The sequence below is a fragment of the Goodfellowiella coeruleoviolacea genome (genome assembly GCF_024171785.1).
GTDB lineage: Bacteria > Actinomycetota > Actinomycetes > Mycobacteriales > Pseudonocardiaceae > Goodfellowiella > Goodfellowiella coeruleoviolacea.
Map to the genome: position 1 here is coordinate 253,958 of NZ_JAMTCK010000013.1, position 19,095 is coordinate 273,052.

Consider the following 19,095-nt stretch of genomic DNA (forward strand, 5'->3'; position numbering starts at 1 on the left):
AGAGTTGGTGGCGGCCCGTGACCGCGACGGGTGATGCGGGCGGTTTAGCATTCCTCGTCCGCAGTTCCACGGCCTGTCGTCGACGGGAAGACACCTTCGCACGCCACGCACTGCCGCGTGTGGTCGGCACCCGATCGTGACGGCCCGCGGCTGATCGGCTCCAGCGCGAGTTCTCCGGGCGGGGCACCACCTCCGTGGAACCGAACCGACGTTGAAAGGCTCAAAGCGGTATGTACTCCTCCCGACGACTCGTGGCCGCGCTGGCTGTCGCCGCGTTCTCCGTTGGTGTTGCCGGCTGCGCACAGCAGGTCGCGGGCACTCCGGTCGCCGGGGCGGCGGCAGGGTCCTCGGACAGCAGCAGCGAGAAGTCCTCCGGCACCCGCCCGTCCACCGGGTCCAGCGCGTCGACCAGGCCCAGCTCGGGCAGCACACCCGGCGGGTCGACCGGTGATGTCACCATGGCGACCCGCAAGGCCACCGACGGCTACGAGGTCTGCACCCTGCTGAGCAAGGACGAGTTGCAGCGCGTCGTGGGCGGCACGTTCACCAACGACCCCGCCGGCTCGGGGTTCTGCATCCTGCAGACCAAGGACCCGTACCAGGTGGTCAGCCTGATCGTGACGGTGCTGGACGACGAGACCAAGGCCAAGGGCGAGCAGACCACGGTCGGCGGCAACACCGCCTACCAGGTGGTGGACGAGGACGGCGCCTGCGACCTGCACGTCATGCTCACCGACGACCCCAAGGCCTTCATCAACACGCTCGACGCGGGCGTGGCGGTCATCTCCGGCGGCGGTGACGCGTGCGAGGGCGCGCGGAAGCTGGCCGAGGCGGTGTTCGCCAAGCTGCCCAACGCCTGAGGTGGCGGGAGGCGGGGTGGGCGGGCTGGCCCCACCCCGCCTCCCGGCGTCCGACCCGCTGGAGTCAGGGACCCCCGGTGTCAGCAGCCCCGGGTCGGGTCGCCGTCGGGTTCCTGGTCGCCGTCGGGTTCCGGGCCGGTGGCGGCGGGGCGGTCGGGGTCGGCGCTCCAGTTCGACCAGGAACCCGCGTACAGGGCGGCCGGGTGCTCGGCGGTGGTCAGTCCGGCGACCTCCAGGGCGAGCACCACGGACGAGGCGGTGACCCCCGACCCGCAGTAGGCGCCCACGGCGGGGCGGGTCGCCCCGCTCCCAGCGACGTCCAGCCCAACGCCCCCCTGCTCAGCGACGTCCTGCCCAGCGACACCCTGCTCAGGGACGCCCAGTTCGGTGAACCGGTCCCGCAGCCGCGCCGGGCTCAGCCAGTGGCCGTCCGCGCCCACGTTGCCGGCGGCCGGGGCGTTGACCGCGCCCGGGATGTGCCCGGCCCGGGGGTCGACCGGCTCGACCTCGCCCCGGTAGCGCTGCGGCGCCCTGGCGTCGAGCAGCACGCCGTTCCGGGCCAGGCCGGCCGCCTGGTCGGCGTCCAGCACCGGCATGGCGCCGGGCCGCAGCACGATGTCGCCGGGCACCGGGTCGGGCACCCGGTCGGTGACCGGTCGGCCCTGGCCGACCCACGCGGCGTACCCGCCGTCGAGCACGGCCACCTGCCGGTGGCCGCCCCAGCGCAGCAGCCACCAGACCCGAGCCGCCACCGACCCGTCCCCGTCGTCGTAGGCCACGACCGGGTGGCCGGCGCGCACCCCGGCGGCACGCAGCACCCGCTGGAGGTCCTCGGCGTCGGGCAGCGGGTGGCGGCCGGCCGGTCCCGGCGGCCCGGCCAGTTCCCGGTCCAGGTCCACGAACACCGCACCGGGAAGATGGGCCTGCTGGTAGTCGTTGCGCCCAGGGGGACCGCCCAGCCGCCAGCGGACGTCGAGGACGACCGGTGGGTTGGGGCCTTCGAGTGCCTCGGCGAGCACCGCGGTGCTGACCAGAGGGTGACTGCTCAGTGACTGCACCGCACCATCCTGCCTGGTCCGCGCCCGCGCGTGGCGGTGTCCAGGCGGGACCGGCCAGCGCGGAGCGGACCGAGCGCGGCGACGAGCGGTCGGAACCGCCTCACTCGAAGCGACTAGCATTAACACTGACGAAGGGGAACGGTGTGAACGACCTCATCGACACCACTGAGATGTACCTCAAGACCATCTTCGAACTGGAAGAAGAGGGTGTTGTGCCGCTGCGCGCCCGCATCGCGGAGCGGCTGGGCCAGAGCGGCCCGACGGTCAGTCAGACGGTGGGCCGGATGGAGCGGGACGGGTTGGTGATGGTCGCCGAGGACCGGCACCTCCAGCTGACCTCGCAGGGGCGGGACCTGGCGATCGCGGTGATGCGCAAGCACCGCCTGGCCGAGCGGCTGCTGGTGGACGTGATCGGCCTGGAGTGGGAGCACGTGCACAGCGAGGCGTGCCGGTGGGAGCACGTGATGAGCGAGGCGGTCGAGCGCAAGCTCGTCAAGCTGCTCAACAACCCCACCACCTCCCCGTACGGCAACCCCATCCCCGGTCTGGACCGGTTGGGCAACGGCGGCAAGCCGGCGCCGCCGGTGGAGCCCGGCCTGGTGCGGGTGGACGAGGTGGCCCGGCGCGGCGGCGGCGAGGTCGAGGTGCGCCGCATCGCCGAGCACGTCCAGCTCGACCCGGAGCTGATGGCCGACCTGAAGGAGGCCAACGTGGTCCCCGGCGCCACCGTGCGGGTGCTGCCCCAGGCCCCTGCCGTGCGCACCGTGCAGGTCTCCGGCAACGACAACACCGCCGAACTGGACCTGTCCGTGGCCCACGCCGTCATGGTGCTGCCCCGGTGAGGCCGGCTGAGCGCGCGGCGACGACCTTCGCCGAGGTGCACGGGCGTCCCCCGGTGGGCGTGTGGTCGGCTCCCGGCCGGGTCAACCTGATCGGCGAGCACACCGACTACAACAACGGCTTCGTGCTGCCGTTCGCCCTGCCCCACCGCACCGCGGTGGCCGCGGCCCCGCGCGGTGACGGGCAGCTGGTCGCGGCCACGCTCGGCTCGGACGGCGCCCTCCAGCACGCCGCCCCGGTGGCCGTGGCCGACCTGGAGCCAGGGCGGGTCACCGGGTGGGCCGCGTACGTGGCCGGCGTGGCCTGGGTGCTGCGGGACCAGGGGCTGCTGGCCGGTGGCGCCGACCTGGTGATCGCCGGTGACGTGCCCACGGGCGCGGGCCTGTCCTCGTCGCACGCCCTGGAGTGCGCGGTCGCGCTGGCCCTGCTCGGGCTGGCCGGCATCGAGGTCGACCCGGCCGAGGACGCGGCCAGCCACCCGACACCCACCAGCACGGTGCCGGCCAGCCCGACACCCACCAGCACAGCACCCACCAGCACAGCACCCACCAGCGCAGTGCCCAGCCGGCAGGAGATCGCCCGGTGGGTGCAGCGCAGCGAGAACGACTTCGTCGGTGCCCCGACCGGCCTGTTGGACCAGACCGCGTCGCTGTGCTGCGTCGAGGCGCACGCGCTGTTCCTGGACGTGCGGTCGTTCGAGACCGAGCAGGTGGCCTTCGACGCGGCCGCGTCCGGACTGGACGTGCTGGTCATCGACACCCGGGCGAACCACTCGCACAGCGAGTCCGGCTACGGCGAGCGGCGGCGGGGCTGTGAGCGCGCCGCCGAACTGCTGGGCGTGCCGTCGCTGCGCGAGGTCGAGTCGGCCGGGCTGACCGACGCCCTGGCGCGGCTGCCCGAACAGCTGCGGCCCCTGGTCCGGCACGTGGTCACCGAGAACGACCGGGTGCTGTCCACTGTGGCGCTGCTGCGGGACAAGCAGCTGGCCGAGGTCGGGCCGGTGCTGACGGCCTCGCACGTGAGCCTGCGCGACGACTACCGCATCTCCTGTCTGGAGCTGGACGTCGCCGTGGACGCCGCGCTGGCCGCGGGTGCCCTGGGCGCCCGGATGATCGGCGGTGGCTTCGGCGGCTCGGCGATCGCGCTGGTGCGCTCCGACGAGCGGGAATCCGTGGAGCGGGCGGTGCTCACGGCCTTCGCCGAGCGGTCGCTGGCCACGCCGCGGCTGTTCACGGCGGTGCCGTCGGCCGGTGCCGGGCGGGATCAGTAGTCTCGCCGGCACAACCCCTCCTGTCCGGCCGGTGGGCCGGCGGGCGGGGCGGCTGGCCAACAACCCCTTCCACGGAAAGACGAGGTACGCGGTGAAGCTGCTCGTGACGGGCGGTGCGGGATACGTCGGCAGCGTGTGCGCCGCCAGGCTGGTGGAGGCCGGGCACGAGGTCGTCGTGGTGGACGACCTGTCCACCGGCCACGCGGACGCGGTTCCCGACGGTTGCCGGTTCGTCGAGGGTGACCTCGCCGACGTGGCCGGCTCGCTGCTGGGCGAGGGCTTCGACGGGGTGCTGCACTTCGCGGCCAAGTCACTGGTGGGCGAGTCCATGCAGGACCCGGCCAAGTACTGGCACGGCAACGTGATCACCTCCGTTCGACTGCTGGACGCCATGCGCGAGCACGGCACCCCCCGGTTGGTCTTCTCCTCGACCGCGGCCACCTACGGCGAGCCGGACGTGGTGCCGATCCCGGAGACCGCGGCCACCCAGCCGACCAACACCTACGGCGCCACCAAGCTGGCCATCGACTACGCGATCACCTCCTACGCCGCGGCGCACGGGCTGGCCGCGGTGAGCCTGCGCTACTTCAACGTGGCCGGCGCGCACGGCCGGTTCGGTGAGCGGCACGCCACCGAGACGCACCTCATCCCGCTCGTGCTGCAGGTCGCGCTGGGCCAGCGGGAGCAGGTGCAGATCTACGGCGAGGACTGGCCCACCGAGGACGGCACGTGCGTGCGCGACTACATCCACGTCACCGACCTGGCCGACGCCCACCTGCTGGCCCTGGACCACGCCAAGCCCGGTGAGCACCAGATCTACAACCTCGGCAACGGCACCGGCTTCTCGGTGCGGCAGGTGATCGACACCTGCCGCGCGGTGACCGGCCACCCGATCCCCGCGGCCGTGGCCCCGCGCCGCGCCGGCGACCCGGCGGTGCTGATCGCCTCCAGCGAGCAGGCCCGCGTCCAGCTGGGCTGGAAGCCGGAGCGCGCCAGCCTGGAGACCATCGTGGCCGACGCCTGGCGCTTCACCCGGGAGCGCCACCAGGGCTGAGCCCGCCCCCGGTGCTGTCTGGCCGGTCGCGGCGGGGCGGGGAGCGCGCCGGTGCTCCCGTCCCCGCCGGACCGGTCGCCCACCAGGTCCCCACCGCCGCCGCCACCGGTGTGTGGATCGGTGGCGGACGGGTCCGTGCCGGACGGCCCGGCCAGCCCCTGGCCCGCGTCGGGTGCGTGTGGTGTGCCGGGTGACGTGCTGGTGGTCAGGCATGGTTGTCCTCCGCTCGTGGTGGTCCGGGTGGGTGTTCCGGGCCGAGCAGGTGCGCGGCGTCGGTGGCCGCGTCCGCGACGAGCGTGGCCAGTCGGTCCGGGGGCAGCCCGGTGTCCAGGGCCGCGCGCAGCAGGCCGGCCAGCCGATGCCCCGGGTGGGCCAGGTCGGCCTGTTCCAGTGCCACCGAGGCCAGTGACCCCTCACCGCGCAGGTAGGCGCAGAACGCCAGCAGCGTGGCTGGTTCGGCGCGCTCGGGCGGTGGTGTGGCCCTGGCCAGCGCGGTCCACAGCCGCTCGGCCACCTCGGCCTGGTCCCCGGCGCAGCTGGCCAGGCAGGCGTCCCGCACCCGGGCGTCGGTGAGGGCGACGGCCAACCGCACCACGTCGTCGTCGGTGAGCGCGGTCTCGCCGTGCGCCCAGCGGGCCAGCACCTCGCGCACGGCCACGAGGTCGCGGCGGGCCCGCGTCGGACCGGCTCTGGCCCGCTCGGCCTCGGCTGCCTCGACCGCGACGGCCAGCCGCGCCGACCGCCGGGCGAGCACGTCCGGGGCGGCCGGCGCGAGCTGGGCGGCCAGCTCCGCCCGGCTGCCGAAGGTGATCAGGCCGGCGGCGGCGCTGGTGGCGGCCAGCACCGTGCAGCCGGGATCGGGCACGGTGCCGTGGCAGTGCTGGTCGTCGTAGCAGTGCCAGGCGGCGTCGGCGGCGATCCGGCTGACCCACAGCGCGTGGATCACCGCGATGTCGGCCGCGCACAGCAGGCCGTCGAGGGTGTGCACGAGCTGGCGGTGCGGCAGGTCCAGGGCGGATCGCGGCTGCCCGCCGCCGACCACCAGCACGGCGGCGGCCCTGGCCCGCTGCTGGTGCAGCGGCAGGACGAGCTGGTCGGGAATGGCCTCCCGGTGTTGCGGCCCTGGCAGGTCCATCCGCAACGTCATGGCGATCTTGGTGGCCGAGGTGCCGCCCTTGGTGGCGATCAGCACGACGGAGTCGGTGGGGTGGAAGCCGAGCAGGTGTGGCACGGCGGCGATCAGCTCACCCGGGTCGCGGAGCCGGATGCGGGACTTCGATGGCGCGTTCATGCCCTAACGATCGGCCGGCCGCGCGCTGAGGGAAACTCGTAACCGCTCCACTGTGGACAACCTGGAGCCCTGTGCACAACTGGCTTCTCGATCGGGTGAACTTCGTCGGCACCACTCCGTGAGCCGGTATCCTGCGCGTCCCCAGTGGACGGTCCCGGCACCGGGAACGCCGGCAGGGGCGTCCCCGGCCGGCAGGGGGAATCACCGGCGGGAACACCCCTCGGAACACCACGTCAGCGCACCGGGTCGACTGGTCGGGGGACGGTGGACCCGACGGGCTGGTGGCGTTTTCTGGCCCTGACCGGAGGTCAGCCTTTGGTACTGACCGGAGGTCAGCGGTTGCCCCTGACCACGGGTCAGCAGGTGGGCGCGACCTGGCCGTCCGCGCCGGTGTAGACGTAGGCGTCGGAGATGTAGCCGGTGCCGATCTTGTCCCACAGGGCGGTGGTGCCGTACTTGCCGGTCACGGTCTCGCCCTTGACCTGGCAGCTGATGGTCACGGCGGTGCCGCTGGCCACCGACCCCACGGCGGAGTAGCTGGTGCCCGGGCCGGAGCGCACGGTCACGGCCGCGCCGCTGTCGGTCTGCACGGTGCCGCCGACGCCGTTGCCGCACTTGTTCTGGCTGGTGTAGTTGCGGCTGCCCCAGTAGAGGATCTGCGAGCCACCGAAGGTGATCTTGACGGCGGTGCCGCCGGAGCGCTCCTCGAAGTGCAGGTGCGCACCGGTGGAGCCCCCGGTGTTGCCGACGTTGCCGATCTGCTGGCCCTGGCTGACGGTCTGGCCCACGGACACGCTCTGCACGGACAGGTGCGCGTACCGGGTGGTCCAGCCGCTGCCGTGGTCGATCTCGATCCACCTGCCGTAGCTGGTGCTGCCCTCGTTGGCCACCCGGCTCACCGTGCCGGCCGCCGCGGCCACCACGGGGTCGCCCTCGTCGTTGGCGCGGTTGAAGTCCACGGCGTTGGCCGGGCTGTGGTTGGTCCTGGTCTGCCCCTCCCAGGTCTGTCCACACGGGAACGGCAGCTGGAAGTTGGGCGCGGCCGCCGCCTCACCCTGCCACAGGGCGAGACTCATCACCGGGGCGAGCAGGGTCGCTCCCAGCGCCGCCACCCTCCGGGAACGGGTCATGTGCACCTCCATCGCTCTAGGTGCACAGATCTGACCACGGTGGCGTACAGAAGGGGAATATTTTCCATACAAAGATATGGTGAAGAAATCACCAACCATCAGCCGAAGGCCGCGTGAACCGCCCTGCTGCCGCCGACGGCCGGGAACACCAGGCTGGTGTCGGTCAGGTCCACGGCCAGCCCGGTGCCCGGCCTCGGGCGCAGCGTGTAGTCGTGGTCGCTGGAGGCCAGCACGAACTCCAGCCGGTGCCCCACCGCGAGCACGTAGTCCTTGGGCTGCAGCGTCACGTCCAACCGGTAGGGCTGGCCGGGCTGGACCGGGTCGGTCCGGTCGAGGTCCCGCCGGTTCTGCGGGTCGGCCCAGCCACGGCTGATGATCGCGCTGGTGCCGTCCGGAGCCCGGTCGACCAGCAGCGCGGTCATGTTGGCCGCGGGCCGGTCGAAGGCCACGCGCAGCTCGGCCCTGGCCGTGCCGCTCAGCCGCAGCGGCGTGCTGGCCGGCCCGGTGGCGTAGCGCAGCCGGTTGCCGGAGCTGGCCGCGTCGAGCAACTGCTCCACGGTCTGGGTGGCGTCGTCGGCCAGCCGCTCCACGGTCGGCGCGCCGGGCACGGCGGCCCCCGCGGTCAGCGCACCCCGGCCGGTGCCGCCCGGCCACGGGAACAGCCGGACGTCCTGCGTGCCGGGGGCCGGCCACTCCGGCTCGTCCACCCAGCTCAGGTCCTCGCGCTGCAGGGTCGCCCTCGGCTCGGCCTCCACGCCGTTGGCCACCTGGTAGAGGTAGCGGGTGAACCACCGGTTGAGCGTGCGCAGCCACTCGTCCCGGCGCAGCGAGATCGGGTCGGTGTGGCCGTACTGGTGCAGCCAGAGCTTGTGCGGGACGCCGTGCTGGCGCAGTGCCGCGTACCACTGCGCGACCTGCCCGGTCTTGACGTTCCAGTCGTTGAGGCCGTGCACGGCCAGCACCGCGGCGCGCACCCGGTCCACGTCGCGCAGGTAGTCGCGTTCGGCCCAGAAGGCCGAGTAGTCGCCGGTGAGGCGGTCCTGCTCGCGGCTGATCCGGTCGATCACCGGCCGGCAGACCTGCCGGTCGGCGCGGGTGTAGACGTACTCGGCGAGCACGTCGGTGTCCTCGCCCTGGTAGCCGCCGGGGGCCACCACCGCGCCGCCGGCCCGGTAGTAGTCGTACCAGCTGGAGATCGCCGCGATCGGCACGATCGCCTCCAGGCCGGGCACGCCGGTGGCGGCCACGGCGTTGGGCAGCGTGCCGTTGTAGGACACCCCGATCATGCCGACCCGGCCCGTGGCCCAGCTGGCGCTGACCACCCCGCCCTGGGCGTCGTGCGCCACGGCCCGGCCGTTGAGCCAGTCCACCACCGAGCGCGCGCCCAGGGTCTCGTTGCGCCCGCCCGAGGTCGGGCACCCGGTGGACTGGCCACTGCCCAGGGACTCGGCGAACACCAGGGCGTAGCCCCGGGACAGCAGGTACTGGTCGTAGCGGGAGGTGATGGGCGCGGCGTCGGGTCCGGCCTGGGGGCCGACCCGGTCGGGGTACCCCAGCGCGGCGCTCACCCGCTCGTCACCGGCCGGGTCGAGCACGGCGCCGGCGGGCCGCCCGGCCGGCCGACCGGGACCGCGCTGGCCCGGCACGTGCAGCTCCACGTCGACGTCGTGGTTGGCCACCTCGTTGCCGCCGGCGTAGTACGGGCTGACCTGGTAGACCACGGGCACCCGCAGGCCGTGCCGGGTGGCGGCCGGCCGCACCACCTCCACGTGCACCTGGTCGGAGCGCCCGTCCGCGTCGCTGTCCACCGGCGCGGTGACGAACAGGCTCTCCCGCACCACGTCGGTGGGATCGAAGACCGGCTGCGCCTCGCCGTCGGCGAACACCGGTCCGCTGGTCGGCGCCGCGAGCGCGGCGAGCGCCGGGGACGGCACGGCCAGCGGTCCGGCGACCACCGCGGACAACAGCATCACAACGCCCGAAACCCTCACGGACACCCCTCTACGAGTGTGCGGCGGAGTGCAATGGCCGTGCAGGAGCCTTCCGGGACCTCGGTGACGTGTCAAGACATGACCAGTCCACTGTGGATGGAAAGCGGACCGGTCGGCGCGCCTCAGCCCGCCGCGCGCAGCCGCACCCCGCCGTCCACCGGCAGCACCACGCCGGTGACGAAGGAGTTGCCGACCAGGAAGGCGATGGCTCCGGCCACGTCCTCGGGGCGGCCCACCCGGCCCACCGGGGTGGTCGCGGCCATGGCGCTGAAGCTGGCCTGCCGGGCCTCGGCGTCCAGGAAGTCCCACCACGGGGTGTCCACCACCCCGGGGGAGACCGCGTTGACCCGCATCGGGGCCAGTTCCACGGCCAGCGTCGGCACCGCGGTGGCCACCGCGCCGTTGACCGCGCCGATCCCGGCGGTGCCCGGCATGGCCGCCTCGGCCGTGATCGCGGTGACGAAGGTGATGGACCCGTCGGCGCGCAGCGCGCCCAGTGCGGCCTGCGCGGTGGTCAGGTGGGCCAGCAGCTTGTCCTCGACGGCGGCGCGCACCTCGGCCAGGTCGAGGTCGCGCAGCGCGCCCATGCCCCGGCTGCCGGTGGCGGCCACCACCAGGTGGTCGATGGAGCCGAGCCGGGCGAACATCTCCCGACTGGCCTCGGCGTCGCGTGCGTCCACCACCTCACCGGTGGCGCCCTCGCCCAGGGTGGCCAGGGCGTCGTGCAGGCGGCCCTGGTCGCGTCCGGTGACGACCACCTGGTGGCCGTCGTCGATCAGTCGTCGTGCGGTGGCCAGGCCGATGCCGGAGGTGCCGCCCACGATGACCACTCGATCACTCACGTTCCCACTCCAATTTCAAGTCACTCTGTCTCGCAAATAGGAGCCTATTCGAGACACCGTGTCTTGTAAAGTGGCGGCATGAGTGGTGAGCAACGAGCCGGTCGGGGTCGGCCGCGCAGCGAGGACGCCAGGCGCGCGGTGCTGGACGCCGCCCTGGCCCTGTGCCGTCGGGACGGCTATCCCCAGGTCACCCTGAAGGGCATCGCGGACGCGGCCGGCGTGGGGCGGCAGACCATCTACCGGTGGTGGTCGGCCAAGTCCGAGGTGCTGCTGGAGGCGCTGCGCGACTTCGCCGCCCGGCACGTGCCCCCCGAGGACACCGGGGACGCCCTCACCGACGTCGAGACGCTGCTCCGGATCACCTTCGCCACCCTGCGCGAGACCACCGCGCCGGCCCTCGTCGGCCTGCTGGCCGAGGCCCAGCACGACCCGGACCTGTCCGAGCGGCTCCAGGCGACCATGATCGGCCCGCGCCGCCAGGCCCTGCACGAGGTGCTGCGGCGCGGCGTCGACCGGGGCCAGCTGGTGCCGAGGGTGAGCCTGACACTGGCCGTGGACATGGTGTTCGGCGTCATGTGGTACCGGCTGCTGCACCGGCACGCGCCCGTGGACGACGCCCTGGTGGGCGAACTGGTGGCCGCCCTGGTTCGGCTGCTCGGCCCGGACGAGCGGCCCGGCTGATCCGGGGCGCCCTGCCGGCACGCGGGTGAACCCGGGTGAACGTTGGGCTGGATGCGCCGGAACGGGCCGCCGGTGTTGCCGCGCCGCGCTCCGCTGAACGGCTGAACCTGCTGGGGTTCGACGTTTTCCACAACCAAACAGGTTGGACTGCTGGCACGGCGGAGTGATGCTGGAAGGCGTGTCGATGAATCGTCAACAGCGTACCGCGACCGCCGAACAGACCGACCGGATCTTACGGGAGAGACAGTACACCGCGCCGAGCGGTGCACGGGTCGACCTGACCCCGGCGCTGTCCAAGGCGGTGCGCGGGACCCGCCTGTACCTGCCCGAGGAACTCAGCAACCTGCTCCGGTCCACCCAACCGATCTCGAACGGAGCCACGCACATCGAGGTGACGGCCGAGTCCACGCTCCAGGCCGGCCGTCGGTTGATCCGGGACGACACCGACCCGGTGGCCTGCCTCAACTTCGCCTCGGCCAAGAAGCCGGGCGGCGGCTACCGCACCGGCGCGCACGCCCAGGAGGAGAGCCTGGCGCGGTGCTCGGGCCTGGTGGCCTGCCTGGAGTCGGTGCCCGAGTACTACGAGTTCCACCGCGCCCAGCGGGACCCGCTGTACAGCCACCGGATCATCTACTCGCCCTCGGTTCCGGTGTTCCGCGACGAGAGCGGCGAGCTGCTCGCCGAGCCGTACCGGCTGGCCTTCCTCACCTCCCCGGCACCCAACGCCTCGGCGATCCGGCTGCCCGAGCAGCGCGCCGAGCTGCCCAGGGTGCTCAGTGAACGCGCCGCCAAGGTGTTGGCGGTCGCGCACGCGCACGGGCACCGCCGACTGGTGCTCGGCGCGTGGGGCTGCGGGGTGTTCGGCAACGATCCGCGCCAGGTCGCCCGGATCTTCGCGGACCTGCTGCTGCCCGGGGGCCAGTTCGCCGGCAGGTTCGCGCACGTGGTGTTCGCCGTGTTCGACCAGGCTCCGGGCCGGCCGGCGCTGACCGCGTTCCACCGGACCTTCCCCAGCACCGGGTGAGCGCGGGTACCCCCGATCGCCCCACCCCGGACACCTCGCTCCGGACACCTCGCCCCGGGCAACCCCCGTTCTGGGCAACCCCGCACCGGGCGCACCTCGCCGCGGCGGCCGACTGGCCGCGTGACGGCACCACCCCGCCGTCACGCGGCCAGTCCCCCATCAGTCCTCTGTGGACAGCCGGCGCGCCGGTTCAGCCGGGTTCGCCGGCCCCCGGCCGCGGCCTGGGCGCGGCCAGCGGCGGCACCGTGACCAGGCGCCGGTAGTGGTCGGCGGGATGCGGCTCCCCCACCGGCTGGCCGTCCACCTCGATCCACGCGTGCGCGGCGAACGGGTTGGTGCGCACACCCGTGCTCCAGGTCGGCCAGCAGCCCCGGGCGCGGCAGCACAGCGCCGCGGCGATGGAGCGCTGCAGGCAGCTCTGCCCGGCGCAGCGCAGGCTGACCGCGACCACCGCCCGCCGGGCGGCGGCGGCCTGCTCGACCGTGGCGGGCACGGCGCCGCGGCGGACCCACTCCAGCACCGCGCGCAGCCGCACCGGCCGGAGTCCGGCCAGCACGCGCGCCGCGGCCACCGCGGCCAGTGGCAGCGCCCGCTGGTGCACGGGCAGCCGGGGCCGCTCGTCCAGTGCGACGGGGATGCTCATGCCACCTCCGCGAGCCCGGCCGCGCACAGGCGGTCAGCCACGTCGAACACGTCCCGCCGGACCTGCCCCACGTCCAGTCCGTAGCGGGCGGACAGCCGCGCGGCGATGCCGTCGACGTCGTGCCCGGCCACCAGTTGGCGCAGCACGTGCGCGCCGGTCCGGTTGAGCTGCCAGTAGCGGCCGGTGCGCTGGTCCAGCAGGACCGTGCCGTCCGGGGTGTCGGTGCTGGCCACGTCAGGACGCAACCGCAGGTTCATCTGTCCTCCCCTCCGCCACGGGCGCCACGTCGGCGGCGGCACGCAGCCAGGTCTCGCAGCCGAGCAGGTTCTCCATGGCGATCACCGTGGTGTTGTCGGCCTGCGGCTCGTGCAACCGCTCCCGCAGCCGGTCCGGGTCGATCAGGCCGAGGCCGGCCAGCGCGGAGTCGGCGAACAGCTCCAGGACGGCCGGCAGGTGGCGGCGCAGCCCGATCCGCACGTCCTCGCCGAACTCCCCCTTGGTGGTCCGGCACAGCACCAGATCCGGCACGGTGCCGTGCATGGCCTCGGCCAGCAGCGGCTTGTAGCGCCACGGCGTGGTGCGCTCGTGCTGGCGCACGGCCAGCACCGTCTCCACCACCCGATCGTCCACAAAGGGCAGTTCCAGGCGCACGCCCGCCCTGGCGTACCAGCCCACCAGCTGGCGGTAGGCCGTGCCGGTGGCGCGCAGCACGGCCAGGGTCTGGTGCTGGCCGATGTCCTCGGCCAGCGGCTCGGCGGTCTCGGCGACGGCCAGCAGCGCCTGCCTGGTGGCGTCCACCGCCGCCGGGCTGACCCAGTCGGGCGCGCGCAGCGGCAGGCCCCAGCGCAGCGGCGGGGTGCGCCGCGCTGGCGGTGGTGCGGTCAGCTGGTCGGCCTGGATCTGCCACCAGGTCGGCAGGTCGGGCACCCGGCTCAGCCCGGCCAGCGTGCCCAGCGGCGACCAGCGGTACAGCGCGTGGTAGCCGCGCAGGTGGTGCAGTGCGGTGAGCGGCCGGGTGCGCAGCAGCCGGTGCAGGTAGCCGGGCAGCGCGGAGAACAGCTCGTCACCGCCGTGCCCGGCCAGGTGCCGGCGGACCCCGGTGGCGGCCAGCGCGCGGGCGGTGTGCCGGTGCCGGGCCAGGGTGCGGGCGAACGCGACCGGCGCCTCGGTGTCGGCGGCCACGTGCGGTCCGGCGAACACCTCGGGGATCTCGTGCTGGGCCAGCACCAGGTGCTCGGCCATGGTCAGGGCGTGCCGGGCGGCCTCGGCGTGCACCGCGTCGTCGTTGCCGGCCTCGGCCTCGGCCCAGCGCACGGTGACCAGGTCGGGGGTGGCGCGGGCGGCCAGGCAGCACAGCGAGGTGGAGTCCATGCCGCCGGACAGGTCGCTGCCCAGCCGCCCCCGGTGCGGCCCGCGCAGCGCCACGGCCGAGGCCAGTGCCTCGCGCAGCCGGCCGGCGCCCTCCGCCAGCGTCAGCTCCGGTTCGGGCGGCTCCCACCAGCGCACCTGGCTGGCCGGTCCGGTCGGGCCCAGCCGCAGGTAGCAGTCGGGCGGCAGGGCCCGCACGCCCCGCCACAGGCTGAACTCGCTCAGCGGTGGCGGGGCCAACCCGCAGGTCACCCGCACGGCCAGCGCCTGCTCGTCCACGCCGGCACCGGTCAGCTGGGCCAGTGTGTCGGCCCGGTCGCCGGCCACGGCCGTGCCGTCGATCTCGGTGTGGAACACCCGGCGCAGCCCGGTCAGGCTGCCCTGCACCCTGATCTGGTCGCCCACCGCGGCGACCAGGTGGGCGCTGCCGGGCAGCACCTCGGCGACCGCGTCCAGGTCGGCCACGGTCCGCGCGGTGTCGATCAGCCTGGTCAACCAGGCGCTGGTGACCGGCCCGGAGCCGATCACCGCCACCCGCACCGGCCCGGCCGAGGCCAGGGTGAGTTCCTCGGGTGCCCAGTGGCCGACCAGCCAGGGGCGTCCCGACGGGTGCGGCACCACCTGTGGCCAGGCGAACGGCAACCGCGCCCCCAGGCGATGCCGGTCCGGGGTGTCGGGCAGGACCACCCATCCCGGTGTCAGGACGCCCATCTGGCGGCCCTCGTCAGCTTCCGCCGGAGAACGTGAAGAACGAGTTGTCGTAGAAGAACCCGATGCCACCGAGGGTGTCCTCGGTGAACTCACCAACCGCCAGCAGCGCTGGGGGCTCGTAGACCTCCGGCAGTGTCTGCTCGTCCACGGCGACCTCCCGTGATCATGGTGCGTAGTCGAGTGACTACGCCAAGCACGATCCGTCGGCGGGTGCGGGGCGGCAACCGGGGCCGGGCACCGTAGGCGACGAAACCCACCGGTCAGGTGAACCGACCGGCGGGTCGCCGCAGGCCGGGGTCAGCCGCTGATCTCGTCCATGGCCTTGAACACGCGCTTCTCCGAGATGGGGTAGGCGGTGCCCAGCCCCTGGGCGAAGAAGCTGACCCGCAGCTCCTCGATCATCCAGCGGACCCGGGTCACCGCCGGCTCGGCGCGGCGGGCCGGCGGCAGGCTGTCCAGCAGCTGCTGGTACTCCTGGGCCACCGACTCGATGCGGGCCGTCTGCTCCCGGTCGCGCGCCGGGTTGTCCAGCAGCTTGTCCAGCCGCTGGTTCACCGCCCGCACGTAGCGCAGCACGTCGGGCAGCCGCTGCCAGCCGGTGGCGGTGACAAAGCCCCGGTGGACCAGGCCGGCCAGCTGCGCCTTGATGTCGGCCACGCTGGCCGGCAGCGCGTAGCGGGCCACGTCGGCCAGCTTGACGTCGGCGTCCCTGGCCGCGGCCAGGATGCGCCGCACCTGGTCGACCACGGCCGCCGCCGTGCCGGGCAGTCCGGCGCGCACCCGCTGCTGCAGCGCGGTGAACCCGGCCTCGTCCCAGGCCGGCCCGCCCGCGTCGGCGATCAGCTTGTCCACGGCCGCGGCCACGCAGTCGTCCAGCAGCTCGGGCACGCTCCCGTGCGGGTTGTGGCTCAACGCCAGCTTGGCCTCGTTGCCCAGCTGCCGCACCACCGCCTTGATCGGCGACGGCACGGTCAGCAGCAGCAGCCGCCGGGTCCCCGGCCACATGGCGCGCCGCTGCTCGTGTTCGGTCTCGAACATGCGCACGGCCACGCTGTCACCCTCGTCGACCAGCGCCGGGTAGGCGGTCACCACGAAGCCGGTGCGCTCCCGCTGGTGGGTGCGGGGCAGCGTGCCGATGCTCCAGGTGCGCAGCCCCTGCTGGGTGAGGTCGTCGGCGGACTGGGCCAGCTCGGCACGCAGCTGCTGGCGCAGCCGCGCCTTGACCGCGGCCAGGTCCTTGTCCTCGGCCAGGGTCTGGTTCCGCTCGTCGACCACGCGGAAGGTGATCCGCAGGTGCTCGGGCACCCGGTCCAGCTGCCAGGCGTCCCTGGGCACGCTCACCCCGCTGATCTCGCGCAGCGCCCGCTCCAGCGCGTCGAGCAGGTTGCCCTCGCCCGGGGTCATCCGGCGCAGCGCCGCCTCCACGCAGTCGGGCACCGGCACGAAGTTGCGGCGCAGCGGCTTGGGCAGCGACTTGATCAGCGCGGTCACCAGTTCCCGGCGCAGGCCGGGCACCTGCCAGCTGAACTCGTCGGCGTCCACCCGGTTGAGCACCGGCAGCGGGATGTGCACGGTCACACCGTCGGTCCGGGTGCCCGGCTCGAACCGGTAGGACAGGCCCAGCTGGGCCCCGGCCCGGGCGGCGGCCGCGCCCACGGTGTTGCCGCCGCTGTCCGCGCCCACGCTCTGCGAGCGCCACTGGTCCGGGTAGTCGCCCGCGCTGACCCCGCCGGCCTGGTCGTTGACCAGCATGGCCCAGTCGAAGGTGAGCAGGTCCGGCTGGCTGGCCCTGGTGCGCTTCCACCAGGTGTCGAAGTGCCTCGCGGACACCACCTCGGCGCCGACCCGCTGGTCGTAGAAGTCGAACAGGGTCTGGTCGTCGACCATGATGTCGCGTCGCCGCGCCCGCTCTTCCAGGTCCGCCACCTCGGCCAGCAGCTCCCGGTTGGCGGCGAAGAACTTGTGGTGGGTGCGCCACTCCCCCTGCACCAGGGCGTGCCTGATGAACAGCTCGCGGGACAGCTCAGGGTCGATGCGGCCGTAGTTGACCCGGCGGGCGGTCACGATCGGCACCCCGTAGAGGGTGACCTTCTCCATCGCCATGACCGCGCCGCGGTTGGCTTCCCAGTGCGGTTCGCTGTAGCTGCGCCGGACCAGGTGGCCGGCCAGCGCCTCGATCCACTCCGGTTCGATCCGGGCGACCACCCGGGCCCACAGCCGGGAGGTCTCCACCAGCTCGGCCGCGACCACCCAGCGCGGCTGCTTCTTGAACAGGCTCGACCCGGGGAAGATGGCGAACCTGGCGTTGCGCGCGCCCAGGTACTCGTTCTTCTGGGGGTCCTTGAGCCCGATGTGCGACAACAGCCCGGCCAGCAGCGACCGGTGCACCCGCGCGGCGTCGGCCGGCAGGTCGTTCACGGACACGCCGAGGCTCTTCACGACCTGGCGCAGCTGGCTGTAGATGTCCTGCCACTCGCGCACCCGCAGGTAGTTCAGGAACTCCGCCCGGCACAGCTTGCGGAACCGGTTGGAGGACAGCTCCTTCTGCTGCTCCCGCAGGTACTGCCAGAGGTTGAGGAAGGCGGTGAAGTCGGAGTCCTTGTCGGCGAAGCGCGCGTGCTTCTCCTGTGCCGCCTGCGCCGCCTCGGCCGGCCGCTCGCGCGGGTCCTGAATGGACAGTGCGGCGGCGATCACCATGACCTCGCGCACGCACCCGTTCTGCTCGGCCTCCAGCACCATCCGGGCCAGCCTCGGGTCCACCGGCAGCTGGGCGAGCTTGCGGCCGACCGGGGTGAGCCGCTTGCGCGGGTCGGGCTGGGTCGGGTCGAGCGCGCCCAGCTCCTGCAGCAGCTGCACGCCGTCGCTGATGTTGCGCTTGTCCGGCGGGTCGATGAACGGGAACTCGGCGATCTCGCCCAGGCCGAGGGCGTTCATCTGCAGGATCACCGAGGCGAGGTTGGTGCGCAGGATCTCCGCGTCGGTGAACTCCGACCGGCTGAGGAAGTCCGCCTCGGAGTACAGCCGCACGCAGATGCCCTCGGACACCCGGCCGCAGCGGCCCTTGCGCTGGTTGGCCGAGGCCTGGGAGATCGGCTCGATGGGCAGCCGCTGCACCTTGGTGCGGTGGCTGTAGCGGGAGATGCGCGCGGTGCCCGGGTCGATCACGTACTTGATGCCCGGCACGGTCAGCGAGGTCTCGGCCACGTTGGTGGCCAGCACGATGCGCCGGCCGGTGTGCGGCTGGAACACCCGGTGCTGCTCACCGGCGGACAGCCGCGCGTACAGCGGCACCACCTCGGTGTTGCGCAGCTCCATCTTGCCCAGCACCTCGGCGGTGTCCCGGATCTCCCGCTCACCGCTGAGGAACACCAGGATGTCGCCGGGCCCCTCGGCGCACAGCTCGGTCACCGCGTCGCAGATCGCCTGGGTCTGGTCGCGGTCGGGGTCGGCCTCGGGGTCGTCCGGGTCGACGATCGGGCGGTAGCGGACCTCCACCGGGTAGGTGCGGCCGGAGACCTCGATCACCGGGGCGTCGTCGAAGTGCCGGGAGAAGCGCTGCGGGTCGATGGTCGCCGAGGTGATGATCACCTTCAGGTCGGGCCGGCGGGGCAGCAGCTGCTTGAGGTAGCCGAGGATGAAGTCGATGTTCAGGCTGCGCTCGTGCGCCTCGTCGATGATCAGCGTGTCGTACTGGCGCAGCATCCGGTCCTGCTGGATCTCGGCCAGCAGGATGCCGTCGGTCATCAGCTTGACCAGGGTGTGGTCGCTGGCCTGGTCGGTGAACCGCACCTTGTAGCCGATGGCCCCGCCCAGCTGGGTGGCCGACTCCTCGGCGATGCGCTCGGCCACGGTCCGCGCGGCCAGCCGGCGCGGCTGGGTGTGCCCGATCAGCCCCCGGATGCCCCGCCCCAGCTCCAGGCAGATCTTGGGCAGCTGGGTGGTCTTGCCCGAGCCGGTCTCCCCGGCCACGATCACCACCTGGTTGTCCCGGACCGCGGCGAGGATCTCGTCCCGCCGCTGGCTGACCGGCAGGGCCGGCGGGTAGCTGATCTTCGGCACGGCGGAGCGGCGCTGGTGCACGCGCTGCTCCGCGGCGGTGATCTCGGCGGCGATCTGGTCGAGCACGGCCGGGTCGGGCTGGCCGTCGCCGCGGTGGCGGCGCAGGCCGTCCAGCCGCCTGGCCAGCCGGCGCTCATCGCGCAGCATCACCTGAGACAGACGTTCCCGCAGGTCAGCGAGGGAGGATTTCACAGGCGGCATTCCCATAGGCGTAGCCGGAAAGGTGCGAGGCGTTGACGGTCGAGGCGCTGACGGACTCCACGGGGAGGTGCC

At 73.4% G+C, this 19,095-nt stretch carries 16 protein-coding genes; 6 read left to right on the top strand and 10 right to left on the bottom strand.

Annotation, left to right across the window (positions count from 1 at the left end; all coding sequences use genetic code 11):
• The first annotated feature begins 230 nt into the window (after nucleotides 1–230).
• Entirely contained in the window at nucleotides 231–860 is a 630-nt protein-coding gene (locus LX83_RS26655) for a DUF3558 family protein (protein WP_253776174.1), read from the top strand.
• An 80-nt stretch (nucleotides 861–940) separates the two neighbouring features.
• On the opposite strand, the gene LX83_RS26660 is transcribed toward LX83_RS26655, so the two are convergent.
• Nucleotides 941–1,918: a sulfurtransferase gene (locus LX83_RS26660; protein ID WP_253776175.1), complete on the bottom strand. Its 978-nt coding sequence runs from the start codon at nucleotides 1,916–1,918 to the stop codon at nucleotides 941–943.
• Nucleotides 1,919–2,061: 143 nt separating this feature from the next.
• Between LX83_RS26660 and LX83_RS26665 the strand changes: the two genes are divergently transcribed.
• From LX83_RS26665 to galE, 3 genes are all read left to right on the top strand, one after another.
• Nucleotides 2,062–2,760 carry a metal-dependent transcriptional regulator gene (locus LX83_RS26665; protein WP_253776176.1) on the top strand — a complete coding sequence of 233 codons (699 nt, stop codon included), beginning with the start codon at nucleotides 2,062–2,064 and terminating at the stop codon, nucleotides 2,758–2,760.
• Nucleotides 2,757–4,028 carry a galactokinase gene (locus LX83_RS26670; RefSeq protein ID WP_253776177.1) on the top strand — a complete coding sequence of 424 codons (1,272 nt, stop codon included), beginning with the start codon at nucleotides 2,757–2,759 and terminating at the stop codon, nucleotides 4,026–4,028. The genes LX83_RS26665 and LX83_RS26670 overlap by 4 nt, the downstream gene beginning before the upstream one ends.
• Nucleotides 4,029–4,119: 91 nt before the next feature.
• Entirely contained in the window at nucleotides 4,120–5,082 is a 963-nt protein-coding gene (gene galE, locus LX83_RS26675; protein ID WP_253776178.1) for a UDP-glucose 4-epimerase GalE, read from the top strand.
• Between the two features lie 205 nt (nucleotides 5,083–5,287).
• Here the strand turns inward: galE and LX83_RS26680 are convergent, their stop codons facing one another.
• The 4 genes from LX83_RS26680 to LX83_RS26695 all read right to left on the bottom strand — a co-directional run bounded on the left by LX83_RS26680 (nucleotide 5,288) and on the right by LX83_RS26695 (nucleotide 10,336).
• The gene (locus LX83_RS26680; protein WP_253776179.1) at nucleotides 5,288–6,373 is read right to left on the bottom strand and encodes a DUF4192 domain-containing protein; all 1,086 of its coding nucleotides are present in this window, start codon (nucleotides 6,371–6,373) and stop codon (nucleotides 5,288–5,290) included.
• Between the two features lie 356 nt (nucleotides 6,374–6,729).
• Nucleotides 6,730–7,503: a peptidoglycan DD-metalloendopeptidase family protein gene (locus LX83_RS26685; RefSeq protein WP_253776180.1), complete on the bottom strand. Its 774-nt coding sequence runs from the start codon at nucleotides 7,501–7,503 to the stop codon at nucleotides 6,730–6,732.
• A 98-nt stretch (nucleotides 7,504–7,601) separates the two neighbouring features.
• Nucleotides 7,602–9,473, bottom strand: a complete 1,872-nt coding sequence (locus LX83_RS26690) for a Xaa-Pro dipeptidyl-peptidase (RefSeq protein WP_253776272.1) — start codon at nucleotides 9,471–9,473, stop codon at nucleotides 7,602–7,604.
• Nucleotides 9,474–9,616: 143 nt separating this feature from the next.
• A complete protein-coding gene (locus LX83_RS26695) occupies nucleotides 9,617–10,336 on the bottom strand; it encodes an SDR family oxidoreductase (protein WP_253776183.1) in 720 nt (239 codons plus the stop codon).
• A 78-nt stretch (nucleotides 10,337–10,414) separates the two neighbouring features.
• Here LX83_RS26695 and LX83_RS26700 point away from each other — a divergent pair, with 78 nt between their 5' ends.
• Nucleotides 10,415–11,017 carry a TetR/AcrR family transcriptional regulator gene (locus tag LX83_RS26700; protein WP_253776185.1) on the top strand — a complete coding sequence of 201 codons (603 nt, stop codon included), beginning with the start codon at nucleotides 10,415–10,417 and terminating at the stop codon, nucleotides 11,015–11,017.
• Between the two features lie 184 nt (nucleotides 11,018–11,201).
• The gene (locus LX83_RS26705; protein WP_253776187.1) at nucleotides 11,202–12,041 is read left to right on the top strand and encodes a TIGR02452 family protein; all 840 of its coding nucleotides are present in this window, start codon (nucleotides 11,202–11,204) and stop codon (nucleotides 12,039–12,041) included.
• 190 nt (nucleotides 12,042–12,231) lie between these two features.
• On the opposite strand, the gene LX83_RS26710 is transcribed toward LX83_RS26705, so the two are convergent.
• The 5 genes from LX83_RS26710 to hrpA form a co-directional block, all read right to left on the bottom strand.
• Complete coding sequence (locus LX83_RS26710; RefSeq protein ID WP_253776189.1) at nucleotides 12,232–12,684, bottom strand: lasso peptide biosynthesis B2 protein; 453 nt, start codon at nucleotides 12,682–12,684, stop codon at nucleotides 12,232–12,234.
• The gene (locus LX83_RS26715) at nucleotides 12,681–12,941 is read right to left on the bottom strand and encodes a lasso peptide biosynthesis PqqD family chaperone (protein ID WP_253776191.1); all 261 of its coding nucleotides are present in this window, start codon (nucleotides 12,939–12,941) and stop codon (nucleotides 12,681–12,683) included. The genes LX83_RS26710 and LX83_RS26715 overlap by 4 nt, the downstream gene beginning before the upstream one ends.
• A complete protein-coding gene (locus LX83_RS26720; protein ID WP_253776193.1) occupies nucleotides 12,919–14,763 on the bottom strand; it encodes an asparagine synthase-related protein in 1,845 nt (614 codons plus the stop codon). Before LX83_RS26720 ends, LX83_RS26715 begins: the two co-directional genes overlap by 23 nt.
• A gap of 13 nt (nucleotides 14,764–14,776) precedes the next feature.
• The gene (locus LX83_RS26725) at nucleotides 14,777–14,911 is read right to left on the bottom strand and encodes a lasso RiPP family leader peptide-containing protein (RefSeq protein WP_253776195.1); all 135 of its coding nucleotides are present in this window, start codon (nucleotides 14,909–14,911) and stop codon (nucleotides 14,777–14,779) included.
• 149 nt (nucleotides 14,912–15,060) lie between these two features.
• On the bottom strand, nucleotides 15,061–19,029 hold the full coding sequence (gene hrpA / locus LX83_RS26730) for an ATP-dependent RNA helicase HrpA (protein WP_301328929.1): 3,969 nt from the start codon (nucleotides 19,027–19,029) through the stop codon (nucleotides 15,061–15,063).
• Between the last annotated feature and the right edge of the window lie 66 nt (nucleotides 19,030–19,095).